The 23572-nt window shown below is 59.2% G+C and carries 20 protein-coding genes; 1 reads left to right on the top strand and 19 read right to left on the bottom strand.

Going from position 1 to position 23572, the window contains the following annotated elements; genetic code table 11:
• Positions 1-7 precede the first annotated feature (7 nt).
• The 15 genes from H6A07_RS04970 to H6A07_RS04900 all read right to left on the bottom strand — a co-directional run bounded on the left by H6A07_RS04970 (position 8) and on the right by H6A07_RS04900 (position 17721).
• A complete protein-coding gene (locus H6A07_RS04970) occupies positions 8-1450 on the bottom strand; it encodes a sugar nucleotide-binding protein (protein ID WP_204813823.1) in 1443 nt (480 codons plus the stop codon).
• Positions 1451-1453: 3 nt separating this feature from the next.
• Complete coding sequence (gene rfbA, locus H6A07_RS04965) at positions 1454-2356, bottom strand: glucose-1-phosphate thymidylyltransferase RfbA (RefSeq protein ID WP_204813822.1); 903 nt, start codon at positions 2354-2356, stop codon at positions 1454-1456.
• A 77-nt stretch (positions 2357-2433) separates the two neighbouring features.
• A complete protein-coding gene (locus H6A07_RS04960) occupies positions 2434-3405 on the bottom strand; it encodes a glycosyltransferase (RefSeq protein WP_204813821.1) in 972 nt (323 codons plus the stop codon).
• Positions 3406-3454: 49 nt separating this feature from the next.
• Entirely contained in the window at positions 3455-4513 is a 1059-nt protein-coding gene (locus H6A07_RS04955; RefSeq protein ID WP_204813820.1) for a polysaccharide pyruvyl transferase family protein, read from the bottom strand.
• 34 nt (positions 4514-4547) lie between these two features.
• Complete coding sequence (locus tag H6A07_RS04950; protein WP_204813819.1) at positions 4548-6557, bottom strand: hypothetical protein; 2010 nt, start codon at positions 6555-6557, stop codon at positions 4548-4550.
• Between the two features lie 81 nt (positions 6558-6638).
• Positions 6639-7631, bottom strand: a complete 993-nt coding sequence (locus H6A07_RS04945) for a glycosyltransferase family 2 protein (protein ID WP_204813818.1) — start codon at positions 7629-7631, stop codon at positions 6639-6641.
• A gap of 8 nt (positions 7632-7639) precedes the next feature.
• Positions 7640-8299, bottom strand: coding sequence for an HAD hydrolase-like protein (locus H6A07_RS04940; RefSeq protein WP_204813817.1), 660 nt, complete (start codon positions 8297-8299; stop codon positions 7640-7642).
• Between the two features lie 3 nt (positions 8300-8302).
• Positions 8303-9097, bottom strand: coding sequence for an aldolase/citrate lyase family protein (locus tag H6A07_RS04935; RefSeq protein WP_204813816.1), 795 nt, complete (start codon positions 9095-9097; stop codon positions 8303-8305).
• A gap of 23 nt (positions 9098-9120) precedes the next feature.
• Complete coding sequence (locus H6A07_RS04930; RefSeq protein ID WP_204813815.1) at positions 9121-10059, bottom strand: NAD-dependent epimerase/dehydratase family protein; 939 nt, start codon at positions 10057-10059, stop codon at positions 9121-9123.
• Positions 10052-11899, bottom strand: a complete 1848-nt coding sequence (locus tag H6A07_RS10365) for a thiamine pyrophosphate-dependent enzyme (protein WP_204813814.1) — start codon at positions 11897-11899, stop codon at positions 10052-10054. The genes H6A07_RS04930 and H6A07_RS10365 overlap by 8 nt, the downstream gene beginning before the upstream one ends.
• A 1-nt stretch (position 11900) precedes the next feature.
• Entirely contained in the window at positions 11901-13235 is a 1335-nt protein-coding gene (gene rfbH, locus H6A07_RS04920; RefSeq protein WP_204813813.1) for a lipopolysaccharide biosynthesis protein RfbH, read from the bottom strand.
• Positions 13236-14336, bottom strand: a complete 1101-nt coding sequence (rfbG, locus tag H6A07_RS04915; RefSeq protein ID WP_239471074.1) for a CDP-glucose 4,6-dehydratase — start codon at positions 14334-14336, stop codon at positions 13236-13238. It abuts the gene before it with no gap.
• Positions 14337-14339: 3 nt separating this feature from the next.
• Positions 14340-15131 (bottom strand): glucose-1-phosphate cytidylyltransferase, encoded by a 792-nt coding sequence (gene rfbF, locus H6A07_RS04910; RefSeq protein WP_204813811.1) that lies wholly within the window; start codon positions 15129-15131, stop codon positions 14340-14342.
• Positions 15132-15291: 160 nt separating this feature from the next.
• Positions 15292-16392 (bottom strand): AAA family ATPase, encoded by a 1101-nt coding sequence (locus H6A07_RS04905; RefSeq protein WP_239471073.1) that lies wholly within the window; start codon positions 16390-16392, stop codon positions 15292-15294.
• A 135-nt stretch (positions 16393-16527) separates the two neighbouring features.
• The gene (locus H6A07_RS04900) at positions 16528-17721 is read right to left on the bottom strand and encodes an ATP-binding protein (RefSeq protein ID WP_204813810.1); all 1194 of its coding nucleotides are present in this window, start codon (positions 17719-17721) and stop codon (positions 16528-16530) included.
• A 194-nt stretch (positions 17722-17915) separates the two neighbouring features.
• Between H6A07_RS04900 and H6A07_RS04895 the strand changes: the two genes are divergently transcribed.
• On the top strand, positions 17916-19232 hold the full coding sequence (locus H6A07_RS04895; RefSeq protein WP_204813809.1) for an endonuclease/exonuclease/phosphatase family protein: 1317 nt from the start codon (positions 17916-17918) through the stop codon (positions 19230-19232).
• 11 nt (positions 19233-19243) lie between these two features.
• On the opposite strand, the gene H6A07_RS04890 is transcribed toward H6A07_RS04895, so the two are convergent.
• The 4 genes from H6A07_RS04890 to H6A07_RS04875 all read right to left on the bottom strand — a co-directional run bounded on the left by H6A07_RS04890 (position 19244) and on the right by H6A07_RS04875 (position 23500).
• On the bottom strand, positions 19244-20908 hold the full coding sequence (locus H6A07_RS04890; RefSeq protein ID WP_204813808.1) for an RNA-binding domain-containing protein: 1665 nt from the start codon (positions 20906-20908) through the stop codon (positions 19244-19246).
• 314 nt (positions 20909-21222) lie between these two features.
• The gene (locus H6A07_RS04885; protein WP_204813807.1) at positions 21223-22233 is read right to left on the bottom strand and encodes a hypothetical protein; all 1011 of its coding nucleotides are present in this window, start codon (positions 22231-22233) and stop codon (positions 21223-21225) included.
• A 3-nt stretch (positions 22234-22236) separates the two neighbouring features.
• Positions 22237-22683: a YtxH domain-containing protein gene (locus tag H6A07_RS04880; protein ID WP_204813806.1), complete on the bottom strand. Its 447-nt coding sequence runs from the start codon at positions 22681-22683 to the stop codon at positions 22237-22239.
• 46 nt (positions 22684-22729) lie between these two features.
• A complete protein-coding gene (locus H6A07_RS04875) occupies positions 22730-23500 on the bottom strand; it encodes a cyanophycin synthetase family protein (RefSeq protein WP_204813805.1) in 771 nt (256 codons plus the stop codon).
• Between the last annotated feature and the right edge of the window lie 72 nt (positions 23501-23572).

Below are 23572 nucleotides of genomic sequence, written 5' to 3'. Positions count from 1 at the left end.
CCGAGCGCTAGACTTGTAGATACTCCTGCAGCTCGTCCTCCCAGTCGCGGGGCGAGAAGCCCGCCGCACGGATCTTGGAGAGGTCGAGGTCGGAGTGGGCGGGGCGCGGGGCCACGGGGCCAACGGCGCTCGCGTAGTACTCGGCGGTGGCCACGGGCACGACGGCGTCGCCGTTGCCGCGCGTGAGCTCAAAGACCTCGCGGGCAATCTCGGCCCAGGAGGCCACGCGGCCGGAGCCTGTGAGGTTGTAGGTGCCGTACGGAGCATGGGCGTCGAGAAGAGCATAGATGCCCTCGGCCATCTGGTCGGTAAAGGTGAGCCGCCCCAGCTGGTCGTCCACCACGGTCACGCACTCGATCGCGTCCGCGGGGTCGGCGCAGCGGCGCGCGAGGCCCGCCATCGTGCGGACGAAGTTTCCTCCGTCGCCGATGACCCAGCTCGAGCGCACCACGTAGTGCGCAGGGCAGCCCGCCACGGCCAGGTCGCCGGCGGCCTTGCTCTGCCCGTAGACGCCCAGCGGTGAGAGGTCCTCATCCTCGCCGTGGTTCTCGGTCGCCCCGTCAAAGACGTAGTCCGAGCTCACATGCACGAGCGTGATGCCGTGCTCCGCGCAGGTGCGGGCGAGCAGCGCCGGGCCCGTGGCGTTGGCGCGCCAGCAGGCGACACGGCCCTCGGCGGTCTCCGCGCGGTCCACGGCGGTGTACGCGCCGCAGTTGATCACCGTGCCATAGAGCGACCAGTCGTAACGGTCGTACTGGGCGGGGTCGGAGAAGTCAAACTCGTCGATGTCGCAGAAGTCAAAGTTGGCGAGAAGACCGCGCTTCTCGATAAGCGCGCGCACGGCGCGGCCGAGCTGGCCGTTGCAGCCCGTGACGAGCGTGCGCTCGGGCGCCATGGGGAGGGCGTCGGCGAGCATGGGGTGGTTCTTGTCGGCCTCCGAGAGCGTGCACTCGGAGAGCGGGATGGGCCACTCGATGCCCAGCTCGGGATCGGCGAGGTTCACAAAGGTGTAGGTCTTCTTGAGCTCGGCGGACCAGTGCGCGTCCACAAGATAGGTATAGGCGGTGCCGTCCTCGAGCGCCTGGAAGGAGTTGCCCACGCCGCGCGGCACGTAGATCGCACGGGATGGATCGAGCGTGCAGGTGAAGACGCGGCCGAAGGTCTCGCCAGGGCGCAGGTCAACCCACGCACCAAAGATGCGGCCCGCCGCTACGGAGACGAACTTGTTCCAGGGCTCGGCGTGGACGCCGCGCGTGACGCCGCGCTCCGCGTTGAAGGAGACATTGTTCTGCACGGGGCGGAAGTCGGCGGGCAGCCCGGCGGCGACCATCTTGGCGCGCTGCCAGTTCTCCTTGAACCAGCCGCGGGCGTCACCGTGCACGGGCAGGTCAACCACCAGCAGGCCAGGGATGTTGGTCTTGGTAACGCGCAAATCCTTCTCGAACTCCATGGACTACCACTCCCGCTTCTGGTGCACGACCTTGCCCTCGGCAACGCGGCGCAGGTGGGCGCCGTAGACGCTCTTGCCGTAAGCGTCCGCGGCAGCGAGGAGGGCGTCCGCACCGACCCAGCCGTTCTCGTAGGCGATCTCCTCGAGCACCGCGACCGGCGTGTCCTGCGCGCGCTCGACGGCGCGGACGAACTCGCTCGCCTCGTAGAGGCTCTCCATCGTGCCGGTGTCCAGCCACGCGTAGCCGCGGCCGAGCGTGACCACGTTTAGCGAACCGTCCTCCAGGTACATCTGGTTGAGCGTGGTAATCTCCAGCTCGCCGCGCGCGGACGGCTTGACCTTCTTGGCCAGCTCGCAGACGCGGGAGTCGTAGAAGTAGAGGCCGGTCACGGCGTAGGAGCTCTTGGGGTGCTCGGGCTTCTCCTCGATGGAGAGGGCGCGGCCCTCGGCGTCAAACTCCACGACGCCAAAGCGCTCCGGGTCGTCCACGTGGTAGCCGAAGACCGTGGCGCCGCCCTCGGCCTCGGCGCGCTCGACGGCGCGACGCAGGTGGCGGGAGAGGCCGTTGCCGTAGAAGATGTTGTCGCCCAGGACGAGCGCGCAGGGCTCGCCGGCGATGAACTCCTCGCCGATGATGAAGGCCTGCGCGAGGCCGTCGGGCGAGGGCTGCTCCGCATAGGAGAGGCTGATGCCAAACTGCGAGCCGTCGCCAAGCAGTCGCTCGAAGTTGGGCAGGTCGGTGGGGGTGGAGATGATCAGGATGTCGCGGATGCCCGCCATCATGAGCACCGACAGCGGGTAGTAGATCATCGGCTTATCGTAGACGGGCAGCAGCTGCTTGGACGTCACGAGTGTGAGCGGGTAGAGGCGAGTGCCGGATCCGCCCGCAAGGATAATGCCTCTCATAATTACGTCCCCATCAATTCACTCTATAGCTGTTTTATAGTAGATTGATACATAATCAATTGTACATTTTACCGAAATCAATAGCGATTCGATAAGACTCTAAATTTCAATACCGCGGTGCCCACTAAGTCATCACGATGCGCCCTGAAGGCGAAGGCGAGACGCTTTGCAGCCGACTCTCGGCATTCGCTACTCATAAGCAGGTACCGACGAAAGTCTGGATCGACTTTGCCGGATTTAATTGCATTATCTATGTCATTTCCGTACCATCGAATTAGTTGGTCTGAAGCATAGCTCAATGGATATTCACCGTATCGATCTGGATCAGTAAAGAATCTTGCCTTCGATTTTAGTTTATCTATGAATTTCATATCATTAGACGTATCAGCAATTTGGTTTGCGCCATGCTGCCTGTACAGAACACAAGGCCTGCAATCATATTGGACTACACCGAATAGCGACGCCAATAAAACCATCCAGTGATCGTGGAATAGAATCGGCATATCATTTATATCAATTTTGGATATTAAATCACGCATCTTCCCATTAAACACGTGTGTCATACCCATGGTCGCACTCATGGAAAGGAGGCTCTTCGTAGTTATATTCTGCAAGGGGTTCTTTATGTATTGAGGATGAGGGTCATTTAAATTTGCATTGACGACCAGCGTATTCGCGCAGTAGAGAGCCGGCATGTCGGAAAACTCGCCAATCATCGACACCGCTCTTGCAAGCTTATCTTTAAGCCATACGTCGTCTTGGTCAGAAAATGCGTAGAAATCTGCTTTCGGGACATCTCTTAACGCAGCAAAAAAGCTAAGCTTTGGCCCATAATTTCTATCGCTATCAATAACTGTTACATTAGGATACTTATTTGAAATTGTTCTAACGTATTTTATCTCATCATTACTGGATCCATCGTCAAATACAACGATATTTGTTGCTACGTTCTCTTGCGCAGCAATGCTGTCGATCTGTTCTTCAATATATTTTGATCCATTATAATACGCCAGTATCACCGTGACGCTCGACTTGATGTTCTTGTTCATTTTCCACCAATTCCATATTCATGAACAATTGTTTGAGCGGTTATTTCTTTCACTTAGGTGACTTTTCTCTACCTGTCGCTATTGTATATTTTTGCAGCATCTTCTCTCTTATAAAATCAGCCATTCTTGGATACCGACCATGAATTAAGTGATATGCCTTTACATAAAATGGCGTAGCAAGATGGGCCTTAGCTCTACTTCGATAGTACGAGTCGATAGCACGCATTATCTCTTCAGATTGCCCCCCCCCGTCAATCAGTAGCGCTTTAGCAAGGTTAATCAACTCTTGCTTTATCCAAGTCATATCTGGGGGCGTCGGGTCCCAATCAATCTGCGAAAAGCGATCAGGAGTGTATAGCGGTAGATACTTTTCAATCCATCCGTATCTTTCATCAAAATACTTTCTGGCAAGAATAACTGGTATCCCCATGCCCAAGCATGGTCCCGCGCAATGGAGACGCGAGGTTATAACAAGACGTGCTTCATCCGAATATCTTTTTAATTGCTTTTTTGCCAAAGAGTCGAGCCGTGCAACCTCGTCATCAAAGGACTTGCTCAAGTATGGGACCTCTTGCGTCAGATATTCTATATTATCTTTTAGGTAGTCTGGCATATAGTCCTCGATGCCGGAGGGCGCATCAACAAGAAATACTTTGGTACCCTTCTTTTGTTCGCTGCGTTTTGGAAACACAACTGTTGTGCAACCCGTTAAGTATGCGCGAATGCCCTTTCTCCTCATCATCTCGCATGTTGCCTCGTCCCTGCAGCAAACCGGCTCATGCCCCTTTATCGTTTTGACTGCCAGGCTGCTGTAGTGTCGCGGATCAACAGAGTGATAGCCCAGATATACCGGGGTGATATGTGATGAAAGTGGATAGGTCTCGATGCCGCCCACTCGTCCAAACCATCCCTGCATTGGCAAGATGCAGGCTTCGCCCGAATAACTCGACAGTCTGTTTCTGTCTATACGGACGATGAGATCATCCTGTATCGATATGGACTTGTAGATATAGTCCATTGCATATGTTTGGAACCAGTCGCCTAGGTTCCCATACTGGTGCGTTTCTATTTGATTCGGTCCATAGACCATTTCGGCGTATTTCAACATTCTTCCACTTCTTCGGAGACAGACAATACGTGTGTTATTTCTTCTCTAATATATAGAAGCACATCTCGGACTGCATCGGGATGGAAACCCAGTTCGGTTCACCCGCAGCGTACCATTGGCCCAAATATAAGAGGATGTCGTCCATCGCATTCTCGAAACCGGCATAGGAGTCAACGTTGGATCCATCAAAGTTTCTTTGCGAGAATGGATCCCCTATCAGAATAATCGTAGATGGCAAGCTATCTCCCTCACTTGCCAAGCTTCTAAACTCGTCAGCATCCCAGCACTTTAGGTCGACAATACTATTCCCATCCTCTTTTCTTAACGTTCGTCTCCCCTCAGCAATATCCCAGTTTAGCCCCAAGTCAATGCGCCCTCCGTTTCCGTCATCAATTATCGTTCCGCCAGTAACGGAGAGAGTAACGTCGACGACTTGAGAGTTGTTGTATGCCAGCACGCCCTGCGTCCCATCGTATCCAGCCTCATTCAAAATCTCGTCAATTAGTTCTCCACGACTAAGCAGCTGTCCGTTGTATACGGCCATATCCGGCCCGCCATTGGTAAATACAATAGGATTCTCTATACGATTGCTGCCATAAAAGCGGTTTGCCTTTTGAGGCGCGTACACTTCCACTCCCTCTCTACCCGACGGAATACCTACGCCGAGCAGCCTCGTAATAGGGTCAATTGATGTGTAAGCCTGAACCATGGATATAATGACCAGCGCCGTTGCTGCGACAGTCATGTATTTTGCATGCCCAGACGTTGATGCCAAGACAAGAAAGATAGCACAGAGCGTCGAGGCGAACAGCTCCAGCGGCATCGAATACCTTGGGTTGTTCAGTGTGACATAGAGTATTGAAAAGGCACCGAACAGAATAACGCATACCATGATTACCAGCGTTATATGGTGGCAGAGGGGGTAATTTTTCCATATCCCTGCTGTAAACAGCCTTCCCTTCGTCAGAATAATGGCGAGACACGCCGTTAGCATCCAATAGAGCCAGTTGAAATTAATTAGAAAGCATGTAATAAATCGAAAAATGAAGTACTTAGTTAAATCAATTGTTGTTTCTATGGTTAGATGTTCTATAATATAGTCAAAATATGAGACATTTGCCGCAGATGGATCCCAAGACTGTACATACAGCCTAGAAAAGGCATAGATTCCTGCGGATAAAGCCAGGGGAGCAATTAGCACGAAGCTGCCCACTTTTATAGCATCGTCATTGTGCTTCTTTCCATGCTTAGCAAGCAGCATTCCCCCAATGATGCCAAACAGCAGTATTACACCAGGCTCTTTGGAAAAGACTAGGCACAGCGCCGACGCAATATAAAGTATTTCATGATTGAATAGAATGAAATAAATAGTGTATACAGTAAAGATGTGCAGCGGCCAATCCAAGTTGAGAGTGCCAAATACCCCTAAGTAAAGCGGGGACGACACGACGAGGGCCGCGCCGAGCGCTGCCATCGATGGCCTAGCCTTCGGTACAATTTTTAAGATAATTCGGTATAAAAATACTCCCTCAATGATAGACATAAGGACACGTATAGCGTTGACACCTGTGGTTCCATATGGATCGAGATAGTACCCGATCAAAAGAAAGATGCTGTATGCCTGTGATGGATGATATCCAATCGCGGCATAATGCATTAAGTCTGAGAAGGAGAAGTTGAATTCTGCAGCTAACTGTAAACCATGCCAATAAAAGGCCGAATCCCAGAATAAGGGGACGTGCAACTGGAATAGACGCGGAACGAGAACAACTGCAGCGACTGCGAGCCCCCCGAACAATGGCGCCTTATTCTCAATCAGCCATTGCTTGGCCGCGGGACGTTTAAAGCGGAGTCTGAGTTCCATCAAGAACACCGCAGCCGCAATGGCCGTGGCCAACACAAACGCCAGGGATATCACTAGTCCCCGAATCCTAAATTGGTCTCTCAGAAAGTCGTAGTAGGCAGCTAGCACAAAAAAAGTGGCAAAGACCGCGAGGATTACCGTTACATCCATTGCTCGATTAATCTTCGTGTTTCTTGCCATATGCTGCTTCCTTGCTCATACTTGCTGATATTACGTATTATTTATACTTTGTTATTTGATTATATAAGAGCAAGCGCCCTTCTACTGCTTTGCAGCATGCCCCGGCCCCCGTTGTCCCCACTCTCCGATTCTTTGATCCTCAACCACTAGAGGTCTTCTCATGCTTCGCGCATTAATGGTTAATACGTACTCCCCCAGCAGTCCAATGAAAAACAGCTGGAGCGAGCCCAGAACAAGTACCGCCAAAAGGACGGGAATTGAGCCGGCCGGCCAAGCAGACCAGTTCGTCAACTTAAGCACCAAGAACACAACAGCAACAATCAAGCTGATCGCCGAAGCCGCAAACCCGATGAACACCGCTGCCCTTAACGGAGCCTTGGTGTAGCTTGTAAAAGACAACATCGCGGCGTCGTACAAGCTCCAGAAGTTGTTATGCGTCTTGCCGCTCTTGCGCTCCTGCTGCTCATAAGGAAGAAGAGCACGGTCCGCAGGGCCGAGCTCGGCAACAATTCCGCGCAAGAAGGGAGTGGGATCTTCAAGGGAGCGCATGACATCCAGAAATGCCCTGCTATAGAGACCGAAACCAGTAAAGTGCTCAATCTGATCGACTGAAGAAAGCTTTCTGATTAGCTTATAGTAGCAAGACCGCAGGAAGTAGACGAATCCACTTTCCTTGCTCTGTGTCTTGACTGGGCACACTATGCCGTGCCCGTCCTCCCAGAGCTCGAGCATCTTTGGGATGAGCTCGGGGGGATCCTGGAAGTCACAGCTCAACGAAATGGCACAGTCCCCGCTTGCCTGACAGAGGGCGTAATACGGCGAGTTGAACTGGCCGAAGTTTCTCGAGTTGAGAATGGCCTTCACTTTAGATCCCGCAGCGCAGATCTCGCGCAACTTGTCGCGCGTACCATCCGTCGAGTAGTTATCGATGAAGATAATCTCGTAGTCATATTGAGGCAGCGCGTCCATCTGCTCCTTAAGGGCGGCCGCCATCGGTATGACATTGTCAACCTCATTGAAGCAGGGCACACATATGCTCACGAGCTTCTTTTGTTGCTGTGTAGTCTCATTCATGGCGTCTGCTATCGCTCCATCAAAATCGATTTAAGCTCGCGGGCGTTGCGAGCAACCGGCGCATCCGAGGAGACCGCAAGCACCCGACGCTCGTCGCCCTGTCCCCAGGCGCAGTATACAAAGCGCATGTTCGCATTACTCGCCGTCAGCGCATCACTCACTCCGTCGCCAACGTATACCGCCTCTTCGGCCTTATAGGGGCCAGCATCGAGCAACACGTTCACCCCACAGGGGTCAGGCTTGTGCGGGATTCCGTCCACAAGACCGCTAACGGGAATCTTCATGTTGGGAAACGCAGATGCCAAGCACTTCTCCGCTAGGTCCTGACCCTTGTTGGTGTTAACGGCGATATCTACCCCGTTGGCTTTCAACTCGCCCAGCAGCTCGGGAATTCCGTCATAGGGACGAGTCTTTGGCTTTTCGCTCGCCGCATAGATTCGACGGTAGCAATCCTTCACCTCAGCCACATCCTTTTGGGATGCGCCTAGAGGCAGCAGCTTGCTCACAATCGTCTCGAGGTCACCGCCGACCAAGGCGATAATGTCATCGAGAGACTTCGCCGGAAAACCGCACTCGCATAGGGCCGCGTTGAAGCAATCAGCAACGTCCTCAACGGTATCGAGAAGGGTTCCGTCCAAATCGAATATGACGAGCTTGGGTCGTGTCACGACTTACAGCCCCAAGTCCTGCTCGGCCTTAGCGATGCGCTCATGCATCATCTTCATTCGAGCGCGATCCTCGTTGGCCATGCTGTCATAGAACGAGCACTTATTCTCGAGGTAGAGCGCCTCAAACTGCATGGCTCGGAAGATGCCGCCCTTGAGCTTCTCGGCATTATCGGTGACCTCAAAGTGGACCTTACGCGTCTCGAAGCGATCGGCATAGGGCGCCATGGCCTGAATGAAGGGAATAGCGTCAAAGGAAACGCCGCCACCGAAGGCGACCATCAGGCCCGCCTCACGGGAGCGCTTTGCAATATCAATGCAGGCCTCGAGCATCACATCGTTGTTGATGTCAGCGCGCGTGAGGCCGCGCGAAGCGGAGTAATCAACGCGCCCGATGCCCACCATGTCGAGAAAGCCCTTCCCCTCTTCAAGGATGGCATCGTAGTTGTTGTGGCAAGTAATGGTCTCGGCGTTGATGACCCAGTTAATCTCGTTCATCTCGTCGCCGTAGATCTTCCGGGCAGCACCCTTGAACTTGCTCAGGGCGAACGGCGTCTCGATCATGGGGGCCATGATGCTCTTGGCGCCGAGCAGCTTGCACTGGTCGAGGTCGCGCACGGCCTCGCAGCCGCCAATCTTGATGGTCAGCGGGATGTCCACGGTGTTGAGCACCTCGCAAAGCATGATCATCTCATCGGTGCGGGAGCCTTCGGCCTCAAACTCGGCCTTCACGGCAACACAACCGTAGTCGTCACGAAGTTCCTTGAGCAGCTCGACCATCTTCTTGCCGTTTACGTTCATGGCGGTTCCTTTCCTCGGTATGCTTACTCAGCAGCCCTTATCGAATCGATTGTTTCGCGAATGCCCTCCTCAAAAGAGAACTCGGGCACAAAACCTGTATCCTCCTTTAGGTTGGCTATGTCCGCCTCGAGATGCATGACCTGGTTCGGGTAGTAATCTATCTCACCAAAGCCAATCTCTGCCGAGGGATCGATGATGTCCCGAACGGCCTCGATGTACTTGCGCAGGGTACGGGTCTCGCCCGTTCCAAAGCAGTACACCGAACCATGCTGTCCCCGCTCGGCAACCAGCTTGAAGGCGCGGGCCGCATCCTTGCTGTAGATGTAGTCCCAGACCTGGTCCCCCTTGGTGCAGGAGAGGTGCTCATGAGCAAGGAGCTTTCTGATGGTCTGGGAGATGAGGGTGTATTCACCATCTCCGGGACCAAAGAGGCTGAGAATCCGGCACCACTCCTGGCGCATGCCGAGATGGGTGCAGTAGGCCTTGGTCATCTCGCGGGCGGCAAGCTTAGCGGCGCCGTAGCCGTTGTCCGGGTTGCAGGGCATATCCGGGTGGAGCACACCATCCACGTGCCCAAACTCACTCTGGCTACCGGCACCCACAAAGACCTTGCATCCCAGCTCGTATGCGGCACAGACGGCATCGACGGAGAAGTCGACGTTCTTTGTCTGGGTCGCCCAGTCCTGGCGAGGGGCCCCGAACGTCCCGTCCCACGCGAAGTGGTAGAAGGCGTCGCACTTCTCCCCCACCAGCTCGGGAAGCCTAGCGTAGTGGTCAAGCGAGCACTCCACCACCCTGACGAGAGGGTGCTTCGGGATGGACGAAAGGCGCTTGGAGGCCTCGCGGGGCACCGCCACGACCTCGATGCCGTTGGCAACCAGCTCGTTTATCAACGCTGTGCCCACGGCTCCCGTCGGGCCCGTAATAACGGCACATTGGATGTTGAGCGGCGCGCTAGACACCGGCCATCTCCTCAAGCTTGCTCAGCAGGTTGGTCATATCCTCGTCAGGAATAAACGGGGACATGTCCTCGAGCGACGGAGACACCATGGTGCCGTCCGGAAGTCTCTTCGAGCCAAGCTTCGGCTCGAAGAACTGTCCAGTCGTCACTACCGCCTCAAGAATGGCGGGGCCCTCCTCGGAGAGGAAAGCGTCAATCGCCCTCTCAGCTTTATCGAGCGACGAGACCCTGTGGAAAGGAATCCCAAAGGCAGCGGCAATCTTCTCCCACTTGGGGAAGCCGACGCCGCTTTTCTCGTCCACGCCGCAAAAATGCGAGTTAAACGTATTGGTCTGCGTCTGACGGATGGAGTGATACCCGTCGTTGTTGATGATGACAAGCTTGATATTGAGATGGTTGTACGCGACTGTCTCAAGCTCCTGAAGGTTCATCATGAGGGAGCCGTCGCCTTCGAGGCAGATGACCGGCTCGCCCTTGCGTGCTACCGCCACGCCCTCGGCGGCAGGCAGGCCGTAGCCCATGGACGCACAACCGGAGTTGGTGAAGAGTCTCTGCCCTTCCTTCATGCGCCACGCCTGGAAGCCCACGACGCACGCCGATCCGTTGCTGGCAACCACAGCCTGTCCCTCGGGAGCAGCGGCGCTCAGCACATCCATGAAAGCATAGGGATTCATGGGCTCGGAGGGAACCCCTTGCGCGGGGAGCGTGGCGGGGAACTTCTCATTGACCATCTTGCACCAAGAGAGCCAGCCCTCGTGCTCCCAAGCTTCCACGCGGGTACCAAAGGAAGCGGCCTTAGTGAGGAAGTCTTTGACGTCTGCATGAATTGGCAGATCAATCGAAAGCGTCGGCTTTACCAACTCGGCAGAATCGATGTCGACAGCAACCTTGTACGCCTTGGGCGCGAAGTTCTCCCAGTTGTAGCTAATCTGCCGGATGTTCATGCGGCACGCCAAAGAGATAAGCAGATCAGCATTCTGGACAACAAGGTTCCCGCCACGCAGGCCAACCGTACCGGGACGGCCCGCGTAGAGAGGATGCTCATCGGGAAGGAGATCGTGAGCGTTCCAGGCGGTGCACACGGGAACGCCCATCGCATCAATAGCGGCAAGGAACTCGTCGTATGCCTTTGCCGTTCGGATGCCGCCACCAGCAAGGACCACGGGACGCTTGGCATTGCGGATGAGCTCGAAGAGCTGTTTCACGGTCTCGTCCGCAACGGGTGCAACCTGCTCCTGTTTGAGAAGCGGCATGCGCCCTGAACCCAGGTCATCGTGCTTGGGGTCAAAGTGAAGAAGCTGGTCCTCCTCAATCAGGGCACCCTGAACATTGAGGGGAACATCCAGCCAGCAGGGGCCGGGTCGCCCGTTCGTGGCCACATAGAGGGCCTTCTCGAGGTGATACGCAATGCGACTGGGATCGGTCACCATGGAGCAATACTTGGTCATGGGCCGCACGGAGTCCACGATGTTGTACTCCTGGTCACCGAGCTGCCTCAGAGGCACGTCAGTTGACGCAATGGTTGTCTCGTACTTGACCTGACCCGAGAGCACCAGCATGGGAATCGAATCGAGCCAGCCGCCAAGCACGCCGGTCATAGCATTGGTGCCACCTGGACCGCTCGTCACGTTAACGACGGCGATACGCTGCGTAAGACGCGCATAGCCCTCGGCCGCAATCGCACACGCCTGCTCATGATGGTTGTAGGTGACGTGCATGCCGGGGTTGTTCCCAAGCGCGTCATTCAGATGCATCGCGCCACCGCCGGTTACACAGAAGCAGTCGGTGATGCCGTGGGCTATAAGCCAATTGGCGATGTAGTCCGCAACGCGAATTGCCACGTTACGCCACCGCCTTCTTGATGGCGTTAGCCATGTACTCGAGCTTCTCGTCCGTCATGCCGGGGTAGACGCCGATCCAGAAGGTATCGCGCATGATTCGGTCGGTCTGGTCGAGGGAGCCCACCACACGATAGCGGTCGGTGTTGCGGATGGGGTCGAAGCACGGGTGGCGCAGGAGGTTGCCCGCAAAGAGACGCCTGGTCTGGACGCCTTCCGCCTCCACGCGACGTGCGACTTCGCTGCCGTCCACACCCTCCGCAGAGGTGATGACAAAGCCGAACCAGCTGGGATCGGAGTCGGCCAGCGGCTCCGGAAGAATGAGCTTGTCCTCCGTACCGGCAAGCACGTCTCGCAGATACGCCCAGTTCTTCTTACGCGCCTCGACGAAGTCGGCGATCTTCTCAAGCTGCGCGCAGCCGATGGCAGCCTGCATGTCCGTGACCTTGAGGTTATAGCCAAAGTGCGAGTAGACGTACTTGTGATCGTAGCCACGCGGGAGCTCGCCGTACTGGCCGTCAAATCGGTGGCCGCAACGGTTGTCCTCGCCGCCGCGGCACACGCAGTCGCGACCCCAATCGCGGAACGAGCGGACCATGCGATTGAGCAGCGGGTTGTTGGTAAAGACGGCACCTCCCTCGCCCATCGTCATGTGGTGGGCGGGATAGAAGCTCGCCGTTCCGATGTCGCCAACGGTACCGCACATACGAAGCTCGCCGTCGACGAGGGCCCTGGAGCCCAGGGCATCGCAGGAGTCCTCCACCAGCCAGAGGTTGTGCTTGTCGCAGAAGCTCTTTACCGCAGCAAGGTCAAACGGGTTGCCCAGCGTGTGCGCGATGATGACCGCCTTTGTCTTGGGCGAGACGGCCTCCTCGAGCTTGGTGACGTCGATGTTGTACTGAGGAATGGTCACGTCCACAAAGACGGGGACGGCGCCAAACTGGATGATGGGCGACACCGTGGTGGGGAAGCCAGCGGCCACGGTGATGACCTCGTCGCCCGGGCGGATAGCGCGGTCGCCGAGATCCTGAGCTGTCAGGGCGGAGAAGGCCAACAGGTTAGCGGAGGAGCCGGAGTTGGTGACGGCGGCATACTTGACGCCGACGTACTTGGCGAACTCACGCTCGAACTTCTCTGTGTAGCGGCCGGCGGTAAGCCAGAAGTCCAATGAGGAATCCACCAGATCAACAATCTCACGCTCGTCGAACACGCGACCGGCATAGCTAATGCGCTCCCCAGGCTGCCAAGGCTTGGGCATCTTGTAAGCCTTCGTATACTCGGCCACGAGCGCCAGAATCTCCTCGCGTGCCTCCTGCTCGGTCTTGTCCTCAAAAGCCATCTAAATCAGAGCTCCAAGATAGTCGTTGATCTGCTCGTCCATGCAGGCGACTGCCGCGGCGTCGCCGCCGTCGAGCCAGGCGCGTGTCCAGTCTACCGTACGAGAGATGGCCTCGGCCACGTCCCATACGGGCTGCCAGCCCAGCCGCTGCTTGGCCTTCGTGTTGTCCAGCTTGAGGAAGTTGGCCTCGTGCGGACCGTCCACATGGCCCTCCACGAAGGAGAAGCCGTCGCCCCAGCTCTTGGCAAACAGACGCACGAGCTCACCGGTGGTCACGCAATCCTTGTCGTCCGGACCGATGTTGTACCAGTCGGCGAGCGCACGGTCGGCTTCCTGCCCCGCCGCAATGCGCAAGTAGGCAACGAGGGGCTCAAGAACATGCTGATAGGGACGCACGGAGTTGGGGTTACGGATGACGATGGGCTCACCGGACTGCACGGCGCGCACACAGTCGGGAACGATACGGTTGGCGGAGAAGTCACCGCCGCCAATCACATTGCCGGCGCGTGCCGTGGAGATGGCACAGCGGCCTGCCGCATCGCCGGTCGCACCCTCGTCGAAGAAGCTCTTGGCGTAGCAGTGGGTCACGATCTCCGAGCAGCTCTTGGAGTTTGAGTAGGGGTCAAACCCGTCAAGCTTGTCGTCCTCCTGGTAGCCGTAACCGGGACGCTCAAGGTTCTCGTAGACCTTATCCGTGGTGACGTTGAGGAAGGACGTGACGCTGTCACAGGACCGCACGCACTCGAGCACGTTAACGGTGCCCATGACGTTGGTCTCGTAGGTATAGCGGGGGCGCTCGTAGCCGTCAATGACGAGGGGCTGCGCGGCGAGGTGAAGGACAACCTGAGGACGGAACTCGTCGAATGCTTTGGCGAGGGCATCTAAGTCACGGATGTCCGCCATGGAGTGCGCGGCCTTCTCGCCCATCCCGGCGATGCCCCAAAGACTCGGGGTGGTGGAGGGCTCGAGGGCATAGCCGTATACCTCGGCCCCCAGAAGTTGGAGCATGCGGCACAGCCAGCTTCCCTTAAAACCAGTCGAGCCCGTGACGAGCACGCGCTTTCCCTCGTAGAAAGAGCGAAGAGAGCCTTGCGTGGTCATGTGCTACCACACCTTCCATGGAGCGTTGCCAGACTCCCAGAGATCCTCAAGCTTCTGCTTGTCGCGCTGAGTATCCATGCAGCGCCAGAAGCCTTCGTAGGGATAGACGGTAAGTTGGCCCTCGCGAGCGAGACGCTCCATCGTTACGCCGGAGAAGTCCTCGCGGTCCGCAGGGACGCCGCTCGTGCCGATGATGTCAAAGACCTCGGGCTCCACGACCATGAAGCCTCCGTTTATGAAGGCGTTGTCCGCGTCGCGCTTCTCGCGGAACGACGAGATGTGGTCCGTCTCGTCTATGTCCAGCACGCCAAAGCGCTGACTCATAACAACGCCCGTAATGGTGACAAGGCCGCCGACCTTCTTGTGATGGGCGATTATGTCGTTGGGGTTCACATCCGAGACGCCGTCGCCATAGGTGAGCAGGAAGGGCTCGTTGCCCACATACTTCTGGATACGCTTGATGCGGCCAGCGGTGAAGGTATCAAAACCGGTATCCGCCACGGTCACGCGCCACGGCTCGGCGACGGTGCTGTGGACCTCAACGTCCTTGTTGCCGTCACGATAATCGAACGTGACATCAGACATCTCGAGGAAGTAGTCGTTGAAGTAAGTCTTGATTACCTGCTGCTTGTAGCCCGCGCAGATGACGAAGTCGTTGAACCCATAATGGGCGTAGCCCTTCATGATGTGCCAGAGAATCGGCTTGCCACCGATTTCAATCATGGGCTTGGGGCGCAGATGGCTCTCCTCGGAAATCCGGGAGCCAAAGCCCCCAGCCAGGATGACGACCTTCATACCAGCTCCTATCAGTCAGGGGAGCGGCTGAGTTGCAGCCTCTCCCCATGCGCTTTCATCAACTTTTAATCATAGCGGTCTTTGCTGGGCATTTGTGGTGGCGGAGCATGATTTACGTAAGCTATATGGAGCGGGCGGTGGACGCTCTCCGGCTGGGTCGTTACTCCCGACTTAGATAGTCCTGCAGGTAGGATACGGCAAAGCGGACAAAGCCACGGCCTGCTGGCTCGATGATGCCTGCGTCTATGAGGCGCTTCCGATACTTCTGCGCGTAGTCCACGGTGACGTGCATCCGCTCCGCGATGTCGGACACGCGGGAGCGCAGCTGGTCGCCTGCCATTGCCGCAAGAAACTCGGCGTCCTTCTCGGACACTGTGGCAAGGGTCGTCTCGCACACGTCTTTCTCGAAGATCCGGGCGGCGGCCGCAAGGGCACGATCCAGCCCGGGTTCTGTAACTCTCCCGAAGTCATCGGCCACCAGCACGACGCCATGCCCCACCAGCTGAAGCAGATACGGCGATCCCTGCGTAAACTCCGCCGCGCGCTCGCAGCCGGACCCAGGGACCCGTATTCCCAGAGCCTCGAACGACTGGCGAAGGTACGACTCAACGTCTGCCTGGGCCAGCGGGGGCAAGGTTATTCGGTTCGCCCTGTTGAGGAATGTCAGCACGTGATCGTTGAGCGTGGCGGACACGGCTGTGGGAAGGCCCGCAAGAGCGATTGCGACGTTGAGGCGCTCGCCCACCAGCTCCTGGTAGACGGAGACGAGCCGTCTCACCTCGGACGAGTTGGCCTGGAGCTCGTCCACCAGAATGAGCATACCGTGCCCCTCGGCCGTGAGCCGTCGTGCCAGCTGAGTGAGCCGGTGTTGGGCGCTCTTTGTCTCCTGGACCTCGCGCGAGAACTCAAACCCCACGGAGAACCCAAGGGCACCGATGGATCCGCCCGTCAGCCGGCTTTCCCTCTCACCGATATAGCGCTCAGCCTGGTCTTGGATTTTCTCGACGATGCGCTCGAGCATATCCTCGGAGGTTATGGTCGGACTTGCGACGACAAAGCCCTGACGTGTCGCACGATCGGCCAGCTCCCAGAGCAGAACCGTCTTTCCGCTGCCGCGCTGGCCCAGCAGCATCATCGCCCGCTCCCTACTTCCGGGCTGACTTTGGATAGCGATGGCAAAGTCCCGGAGAATCTGCTCGCGACCCACGAGCGCGGACGGCCTGTTCCCAAAGGACGGCGAGAAGATGGTGTCTTGAATCATGGCGGCACTCCTGGATGGCTTTCCTTTTTTCCTAAACTGTCAAGGAGCTGGAAATTGGCCATCGTTATGTTGCCGGCTTCCCACCACGGGGCCGGCGATGTCATTCAAGGCGAATCGACGCCGTGGGCTGGACGGCTAGTAAAACAGCTCCACCTCGCCGAGCAGGAACTTCTCGACGGAGCAGGCCCCGGCGGATGCGCCGCCCACGACGATGCGCTTGGCGCCAGGGTGACCGTCGAGAAACTGCGCCATGCCGCTCTGCCTGGTCTCGGCCCCCGACTTCACCTCGACCGCAGTGAGCGACGAGCCCCGCCGCAGCACGAAGTCGACCTCTCTGTTGCCCTCGCGCCACCACATGACGTCAAAGCCCTCGTTCGCGGATCGGGCGAGCAGGTACGCCCCCACGGCAGACTCGACGAGATGCCCGCGCAGCTCGCCCGGAGCAAGGAACTCGTCTTTCCCCTTGTCCGACGTCGCCGTCATGAGCGAGGTGTCATGGACCATGAGGCGCGGCGAGCTCCGCCGTCTGGTGAGCTCCTTGTCGGAGAACTTGGGCATCGCGAAGATCATTCCCGCCTTGTCCAGAAGGTCCAGGTAATGCGCGAGCGTCACCGTGTTTCCGTTGTCCTGGAGCTGTCCGAGCATCTTGTTGTAAGAGAGCTCCTGCCCCGAGTAGGCGCAACCCAGGCGGAACAGGGCGCGCATGAGGGCGGGCTTGCGTACCTCCTCCATCTCGAGGACGTCGCGCGCAATCGTGGGTTCGATGATGGCGTCGCGCAGGTACGCCTTCCAGCGGAGCTCGTCCGACGCAAACGCCGCAGCTCCGGGATAGCCTCCAAAGTACAGGAACTGATCGATCGAGAAGCCGAAGGCATCGCTGCACTCCGAGAGACTCCAGTGGGGCGAGCGGATTATCTCGTAGCGTCCCATGAGGGAGTCCTCCATGCCCTTGTGGAGCAGGAGCGAGGACGACCCGCTGAGCACCACGCGAACCGGAATTCCCTCACGGCGATCGCGGTCGTAGAGCCCCATGACCTGGCGGGCCCAACCAGGGACTTTCTGCGCCTCGTCAATGCAGAAGACGACAGTCTGCCTGCCGCCGAGGGTCATGTCGCGCGCGACCTGCCACTCGCGCTCGATCCAGGCGGCGTTTGGGTTGGCAACTTCGTCGGCGCTCACAAAATGATGCGCAACATCCACCTTGGCGAGCGCCTGGGCCAGGATCGTACTCTTGCCCGTCTGGCGCGGCCCAACAACAAACTGCATCGTCCAGATATTCGGCTCAGACAGCCGGCCGGAGAGGATGTCAACTTGAGCCCTCTGGAACATGCCTGACCTCCTGCTCTCTCACCGCGTTGCGTTTTTTCTCATTGTATCTAGTATTTTTGCTAACTGTAGTGAGTGTTTTTGTCACTCATTGAGATTTATGCGAAGGTGACCGTTGCGGCTGCAAAAGTTGTGGTGAGCGCCGGACGGCGCGAGCCCAAGGGTACGATATGCCTGTCAGCAGACGAGGAGACCCCATGGCGCAGCCGTACGAAGACGAGGACACCAGCGCGCGCTGGGAGCCCATTCCGGACGAGGAGTGGGCCATGGGCGAGGCTGTGCCGGAGCCCGCGTCCGACACGGCGGCCGAGCGCGCCGTCGACGCGTGGCTCGAGCCGTCGGCGACCGTCGTGCGGCAGACACCCGTCAGCGTCGCGTCAGACAGCGGCAAGGTCGCCGTGACGGCGCCCGGGCCGCGCGCCGTCACGGCGACTCCGCCTGCGGCGGGAGGTTCTTCTCGACCTGCGCCCGCGCGTCCTTCTCGGCTGCCACGCGAGCCACGTCGTCGGCGCGGCGCCCGCCACGGCTGTCTCTCCTCACTGCTCTGGCTCGTCATGCTGGGCGTCCTGGCTCTGATGGCGCTGCGCTGCCTGCCGGCCGAGCTGGCGAATGGCCGCCTGGTGCCCGAGGCGGTCTCGTTTGTGCCCTGGCTCTTTGCGCCCATCCTGCTGTGCCTGGTGCTGGCACTGTTCTGGCGGCGCTGGGTGCTCCTTGTGGTGACCGCCGGTTCCCTCGCCGTGATGCTGTGGTGGCACGCCGGCTATCTGCTGCCACGCGACGGGGTCTCAGACGCCGCCGTCACCGTCGCGCAGACCGCAGCTGACCCCACCGACAGCGTCGCGCGCGTCATGACGCTCAACACGGCCCACGGCGGCGCCTCGGCCGAGGACGTGGTCTCGCTGGTGCGCGAGAAGAACGTCGAGGTCCTCTGTCTCCAGGAGCTCACCGATGACTTTCTCGCCGACCTCTCGGCGGCCGGGCTCTACGACCTGCTGCCATACTACGTGATCTCCGACGAGGCGTCCGCGATCAGCAACGGCGGGCGCAACGGCATCTGGACGCTGGCGCCGATGGGCAACATCTCGAGCAACCTGCTGCCGATCGAGACGAGCTCCATGCCGGCGGGCACGGTGGACGTCGGCGGGCTGGCGGTGCGCGTGGTGAGCGTGCATCCCAACTCGCCGGTGCGCGGGGCGCAGGACCTGTGGGACGAGGGACTCGGCGTGATCGGCTCGCTTGCCGACTACGACCACACCTACCTGGTCATGGGCGACTTCAACTCCACGTGGGACCACGCGCGGTTCCGCGAGCTGCTTGGCTCCGGATTTGTGGACGCGGGCGCCGAGGCCGGCGAGGGGTTCCATATGACGTTTCCATCCGGAGCCCTGCCGTCCGTGGTGGAGATCGACCACATCGTCTACGCGCGCGACTCCGGCATCACGGTGAGCGAGCTCGAGACGGCCGAGGTCACCGGCACCGATCACCGCGCGCTGCTGGGCGTGCTGGAAGTTTAGGGTCGTGGGGTCTACCGCCCCTTGTTGCTCGCCGCCACGTAATAGCTCGAGCGCGTCTTTCCGCGCTTCTCGAGCTTGCCCGCCTTGACCAGTCTTGTGAGAGCACCGTATGCGGCTTGCGAATCGACGTGCAGCAGATTGCACACGTCGGAATTGGTGACCCTCCCGCTCTGCTCGGCAAGCTTGAGGATGAGCTCCTCATGACGAAGCCGATCTATGTCCGTCTGACGAACATACTCCACGCTCTTCCTCGCGGCACCGTACACCCGCGAGCCGAGCATGTAAGTGCGAGCTCTCCCCTGGCCACTGGCCTCAACAAGGCCGGCCTCCGTCAGCTGCTCGAGCGTCTGCCTGAGCCGCGAGGGCTGGAGATCAATTTCTCCCTCGAGCGCCGTTGCCGACGCACGGCGCAGTCGCTTGAGGCAGTCCAGGACCAACAGGGCTTGGAGTGACATCTGCCTTCCGGTGCGCTCGCGCTCCTCGACGATGAGGCGTACAAACGACTCGTCCGGCTCACTTCTGGCGATGAAGAGCCTAACCTGACGCGCATTCGACTCCGAATAATCGGGCAGGGGCCGACCGTATGCAAGCGAGCCCTGATAGATCCTGTCAACACCTCGGCCGGTGCGCTCGGCCAACCCAACACGTTTGAGGGCATCCATCAGACAGGGATTCCTTCCGCCCGGGTCGGCAGTCAGAAGGTTCTTCACGGTAATTCCCTCGACGAATCCTCCCGGATTTGTTATCGAGAAACCTTCGTCGTCAATGAGGACGCGAACACGACCGAGCACCGAGTAGTCCCTGTGTCCAAAGGCGTTGACAACCACCTCCCTGATGGCACGACGGTCGAAAGCGGGAACTGGGTCGGTGAATATGCCCCCGAGGGACACCTCGGTTACAGGGTTCCATGGCTCTATAGCCAAAATCAGCTGCTCGATCGTCGTAAGGAGCGCAGTGTCGAAAGAAGTGTTCGCACGTACATCGGTACCCTGCAGGACCTGGAAGGCTGCGCCCGCAGTTGGGACATGCCTCTCCAGCGATGCCCGCTTACCAACCAGAAGCAGCCCGGCAAGCGTGGGGACCTCCATGTCAGAAACGGTCGTCGTGAGGCGCAGCGCCCTTCTAAGCTCCTCGTCGGAAAGCTCGAGGAGGCTTTTATCGCTATTTCTGGAGTCCTCGACAATCCTTCGCAGGTGAGTCAACTCGACCGGATCGAAGTCATCGATCGTGGAATCCGGGACCGCCTGAGCGGTCAAGTCAAGCCGTCCCAGGTCTGACAGGCGCGTCGTTATCTCGAAAGGGTACATGGGGACGGATGCCGGCTTTCCGTCCGACTTGATCCTCCGCCTGAGAATCCTTCCCGATGATGTGGCGATAATGCTGGCCGACTGGGGAACTTCGAGATGGAGGACAGGAAGTCCGTCGAGCTCCAGAATCTCCGGTCGAACCGATACGGGAGGAACGGTTCTGTTTGCAACGAGCGCCGCCATTTTAATGGCATCTTGATGCTGAGCCTGGACGCCCGTCACCTCACCATTGTCCTCAACGCCAATGTAGAGGTCCCCTCCCTCGGTGTTTGAGAGGGCAACAACCTCCTCGACTATCACGTTTTCCGAAATGGTCTTCCTGTCGCTCTTGAACTCAACAGAAAGAGACTCAGTCCACGGCGCCGCCATCGTACGTATCCTTCCGTCGGTTTCGATTAGGATACCAGATATTCCGAATGTATCGGAATCTATTCCGAATTATCGGAATACGACTGGAATAACGGAGTCTCAACATGGGGAGATTGCCGACATTCACGCCAACTCGCTGCAGTTTTGTATATGTATGCAAAAAACTTTGCAGATATATGCAAAGTTTTCTTAATTGTATGCAAAATGCGATAACCGCGCTGTATTAGGAATCCCATTCCGAATCATTCCGATTGCATCGGAATGTATTCCAAGTATTCCGAATACATTCGGAAAGCGGGTGTGCCACGTTGTCGCTACTTGCCCTTGCTGGCTTTGTCGAACTCGTCCTTGAAGGATCCGAACATCTTGCCGAGGCCGCTGAGCTGCTTGCCGGCGGCGCGGGCGACCTTGTCGCTCGTCGAGGGCGCGGGCTTCTTCTTGGCCGTCTTGGGCGCGGGCTTCTTCGCGGCGGCAGGCGCGTAGGTCTTGGGCTTGGGCTTCTTGGGGGCGTCCGCCGGATCGACGCCCTTCTCGGCGATGCGGGCCACGGGCTTCTCCACGCGGACGTCGGCCGCAGGCACCTCGGGCACGGCGGGCGGTTCGTCCTCGGGCGTCGCGGCGCCGGCGATAGCGCGCTTGGCCTTGCCGAGGGCGCGGCCCAGCGCGAACGATCCCTTGTCCACCGCCTCGCCGGCGGCGGCGCCGACCTTCTTGCCCACCTCGGACGCACCGGCCTTGGCCCGCGCGTAGCCTTCGCCGGCCGCCCCGGCCAGACCGCCGTCGAGTGCGACGTTTCTGCCCCGCGCGTCCACGATCATGAAGCCGTCGCGATAGCCGCGCACCATGTCGGCCGTGATCACGAAGGAGCCGATGAGGGCGCGCGCCATCCCGCCGTCGGCAGTGAAGAAGCGCGTGACCTCGCCGGTCTTCTCGTCGTACTCCGCGTCGGAGACGTAGCCGAGCGCCTTGCCCTCCGTGGTCTTGGCGTCCATGCCCGACCACATGATGCAGCGGTCCCAGTCCAGCTCGAGGCGACGCAGCGCGGCGTCGTCCAGCCCGTCCTTGGGACGCGAGACGAGGAGGGTCTTCTCGTCCATGCGCTCGAGGGAATCCCAAGCCACAAAGGCGTCGGCGCGCTTGACCATGCCCGCCACGTCCGGGCGCTTGATCACGAAGCCAGCGACGTGCTTCCCGTCGGGCGAGAAGACCGCAGTGCGCACCTTGCCGAACTTCTGGTACTTGTCCGTGATGGTGCCGTCCTTGGCCTTGGTCGACTTCTTGTGGAGAAGAACGCGCTGGCCCGTGAGCGAACCTATTCTAAGCACGCGCTAGGCCTCGGGGGTCTCGTCGTCGTCGACGACCTCGACGTGCACGGCCTCGGCGGCCTTCTCGCCGGCGGGAGCGGGGTCGGTCATCGCGGAGACGCGGTCGGCGACGGCGCTAGCGGCACCCTTGACCTGGTCGGAGGCGTTGGCCACGGCCTCGGAGAGGGAGTCGCGGAGCTGGTCCATGCGCTCGCGGGCGAGGTCGACCTTGGCACGGAGCTCGTCGGTCTTGGCGTCGACGGTGGGACGGACGGCGTTGAACTTGTCGGTCACGACGCTGGCGCCGCGCTCGTAGGTGTCGACGGCGGAGTCCCAGGCGTCGTTCATGGCGTCGGCGGCCATCGCGCGGCTCTCGGCGCCGGAGCGCGGGGCGAGCATGATGCCCGCAACGACGCCGGCGGCAGCGCCGACGATGCTTCCACAGATGAAGCCAACCGTCTTCTTGTTCATTGGTACCTCCTGTCGATGCGGACTGTACGGGCGCGGGTGGCGCGCACTAACGAACGAGGTGCGGACGCGGGACGTCGTCCATGTCCCACGGGCTGGGGGCGGGAACGGACTCCGCCGGGGCGGGCTCAGGCTCAGGCTCCGGGACCGCCGGCTCGGGCTCGGGCTCCGACTCGGGCTGGAACTCAAGCGCGGGCTGGGGCTCGGGCTCGGCGGGCTCTGGCTCCGGCGCGGCGTCGACGATAACCTCGGGCTCCGGCTCGAGGACGACCTCCGGCTCGGGCGCGACTTCCGGCACAAACTCCGGAGCAAACTCGGCCTCGGACTCCACGTCCTTCTCGGCTGCCTGGTCGGAGACGCTCTCCACAAGGCTCACGAGCCCCGAGACGATGGCGGGCACGTCGGGCTTCGGCTCGCCGCCACCCGAGAAGGCCCACTGCAGAATCCATGCCGCGCTCGAGAGCGCGCCGACGACGAGGACGTCGTCCGGGCAGCCGAGCGTGACCTCGTAGGTGCGCTCGCCGACCTCGGCGGTCTGGCCGCACGAGACCTCGTCACCGAGGTTGGTCTGAGCGAGCAGCTCCACCGTGACGTGCTCGAGTAGGTGCGCGAGCTCGGTGTCCTGAGCGACCTCGCCGAAGGTCGGCGCGACGTCGCCCAGGCAGACATGGTCGAGCAGGCCGGGCAGGAGGTCAAGGACGAGGTCGGTGGCGGCGGGGTCGTCGCCCGTCATGAGCGGGGCGCTCGGCGCGAGCTCCACCGTGGCGACAAGGGCGCGCGGCCCGACGGTGACCTTCTTGAAATCGAACAGCTGAGCCATCCGGGGCTCCCTCTCAATCGCGGCCCGTGGCCGGACCTACCCTTCCCCCATTGTAGTTAAACTCGCTGCGCG

Origin of the sequence: Olsenella uli (genome assembly GCF_016899935.1) — a bacterium.
Lineage (GTDB): Bacteria > Actinomycetota > Coriobacteriia > Coriobacteriales > Atopobiaceae > Thermophilibacter > Thermophilibacter uli_B.
This window is presented reverse-complemented; position numbering and strand designations above follow the sequence as displayed.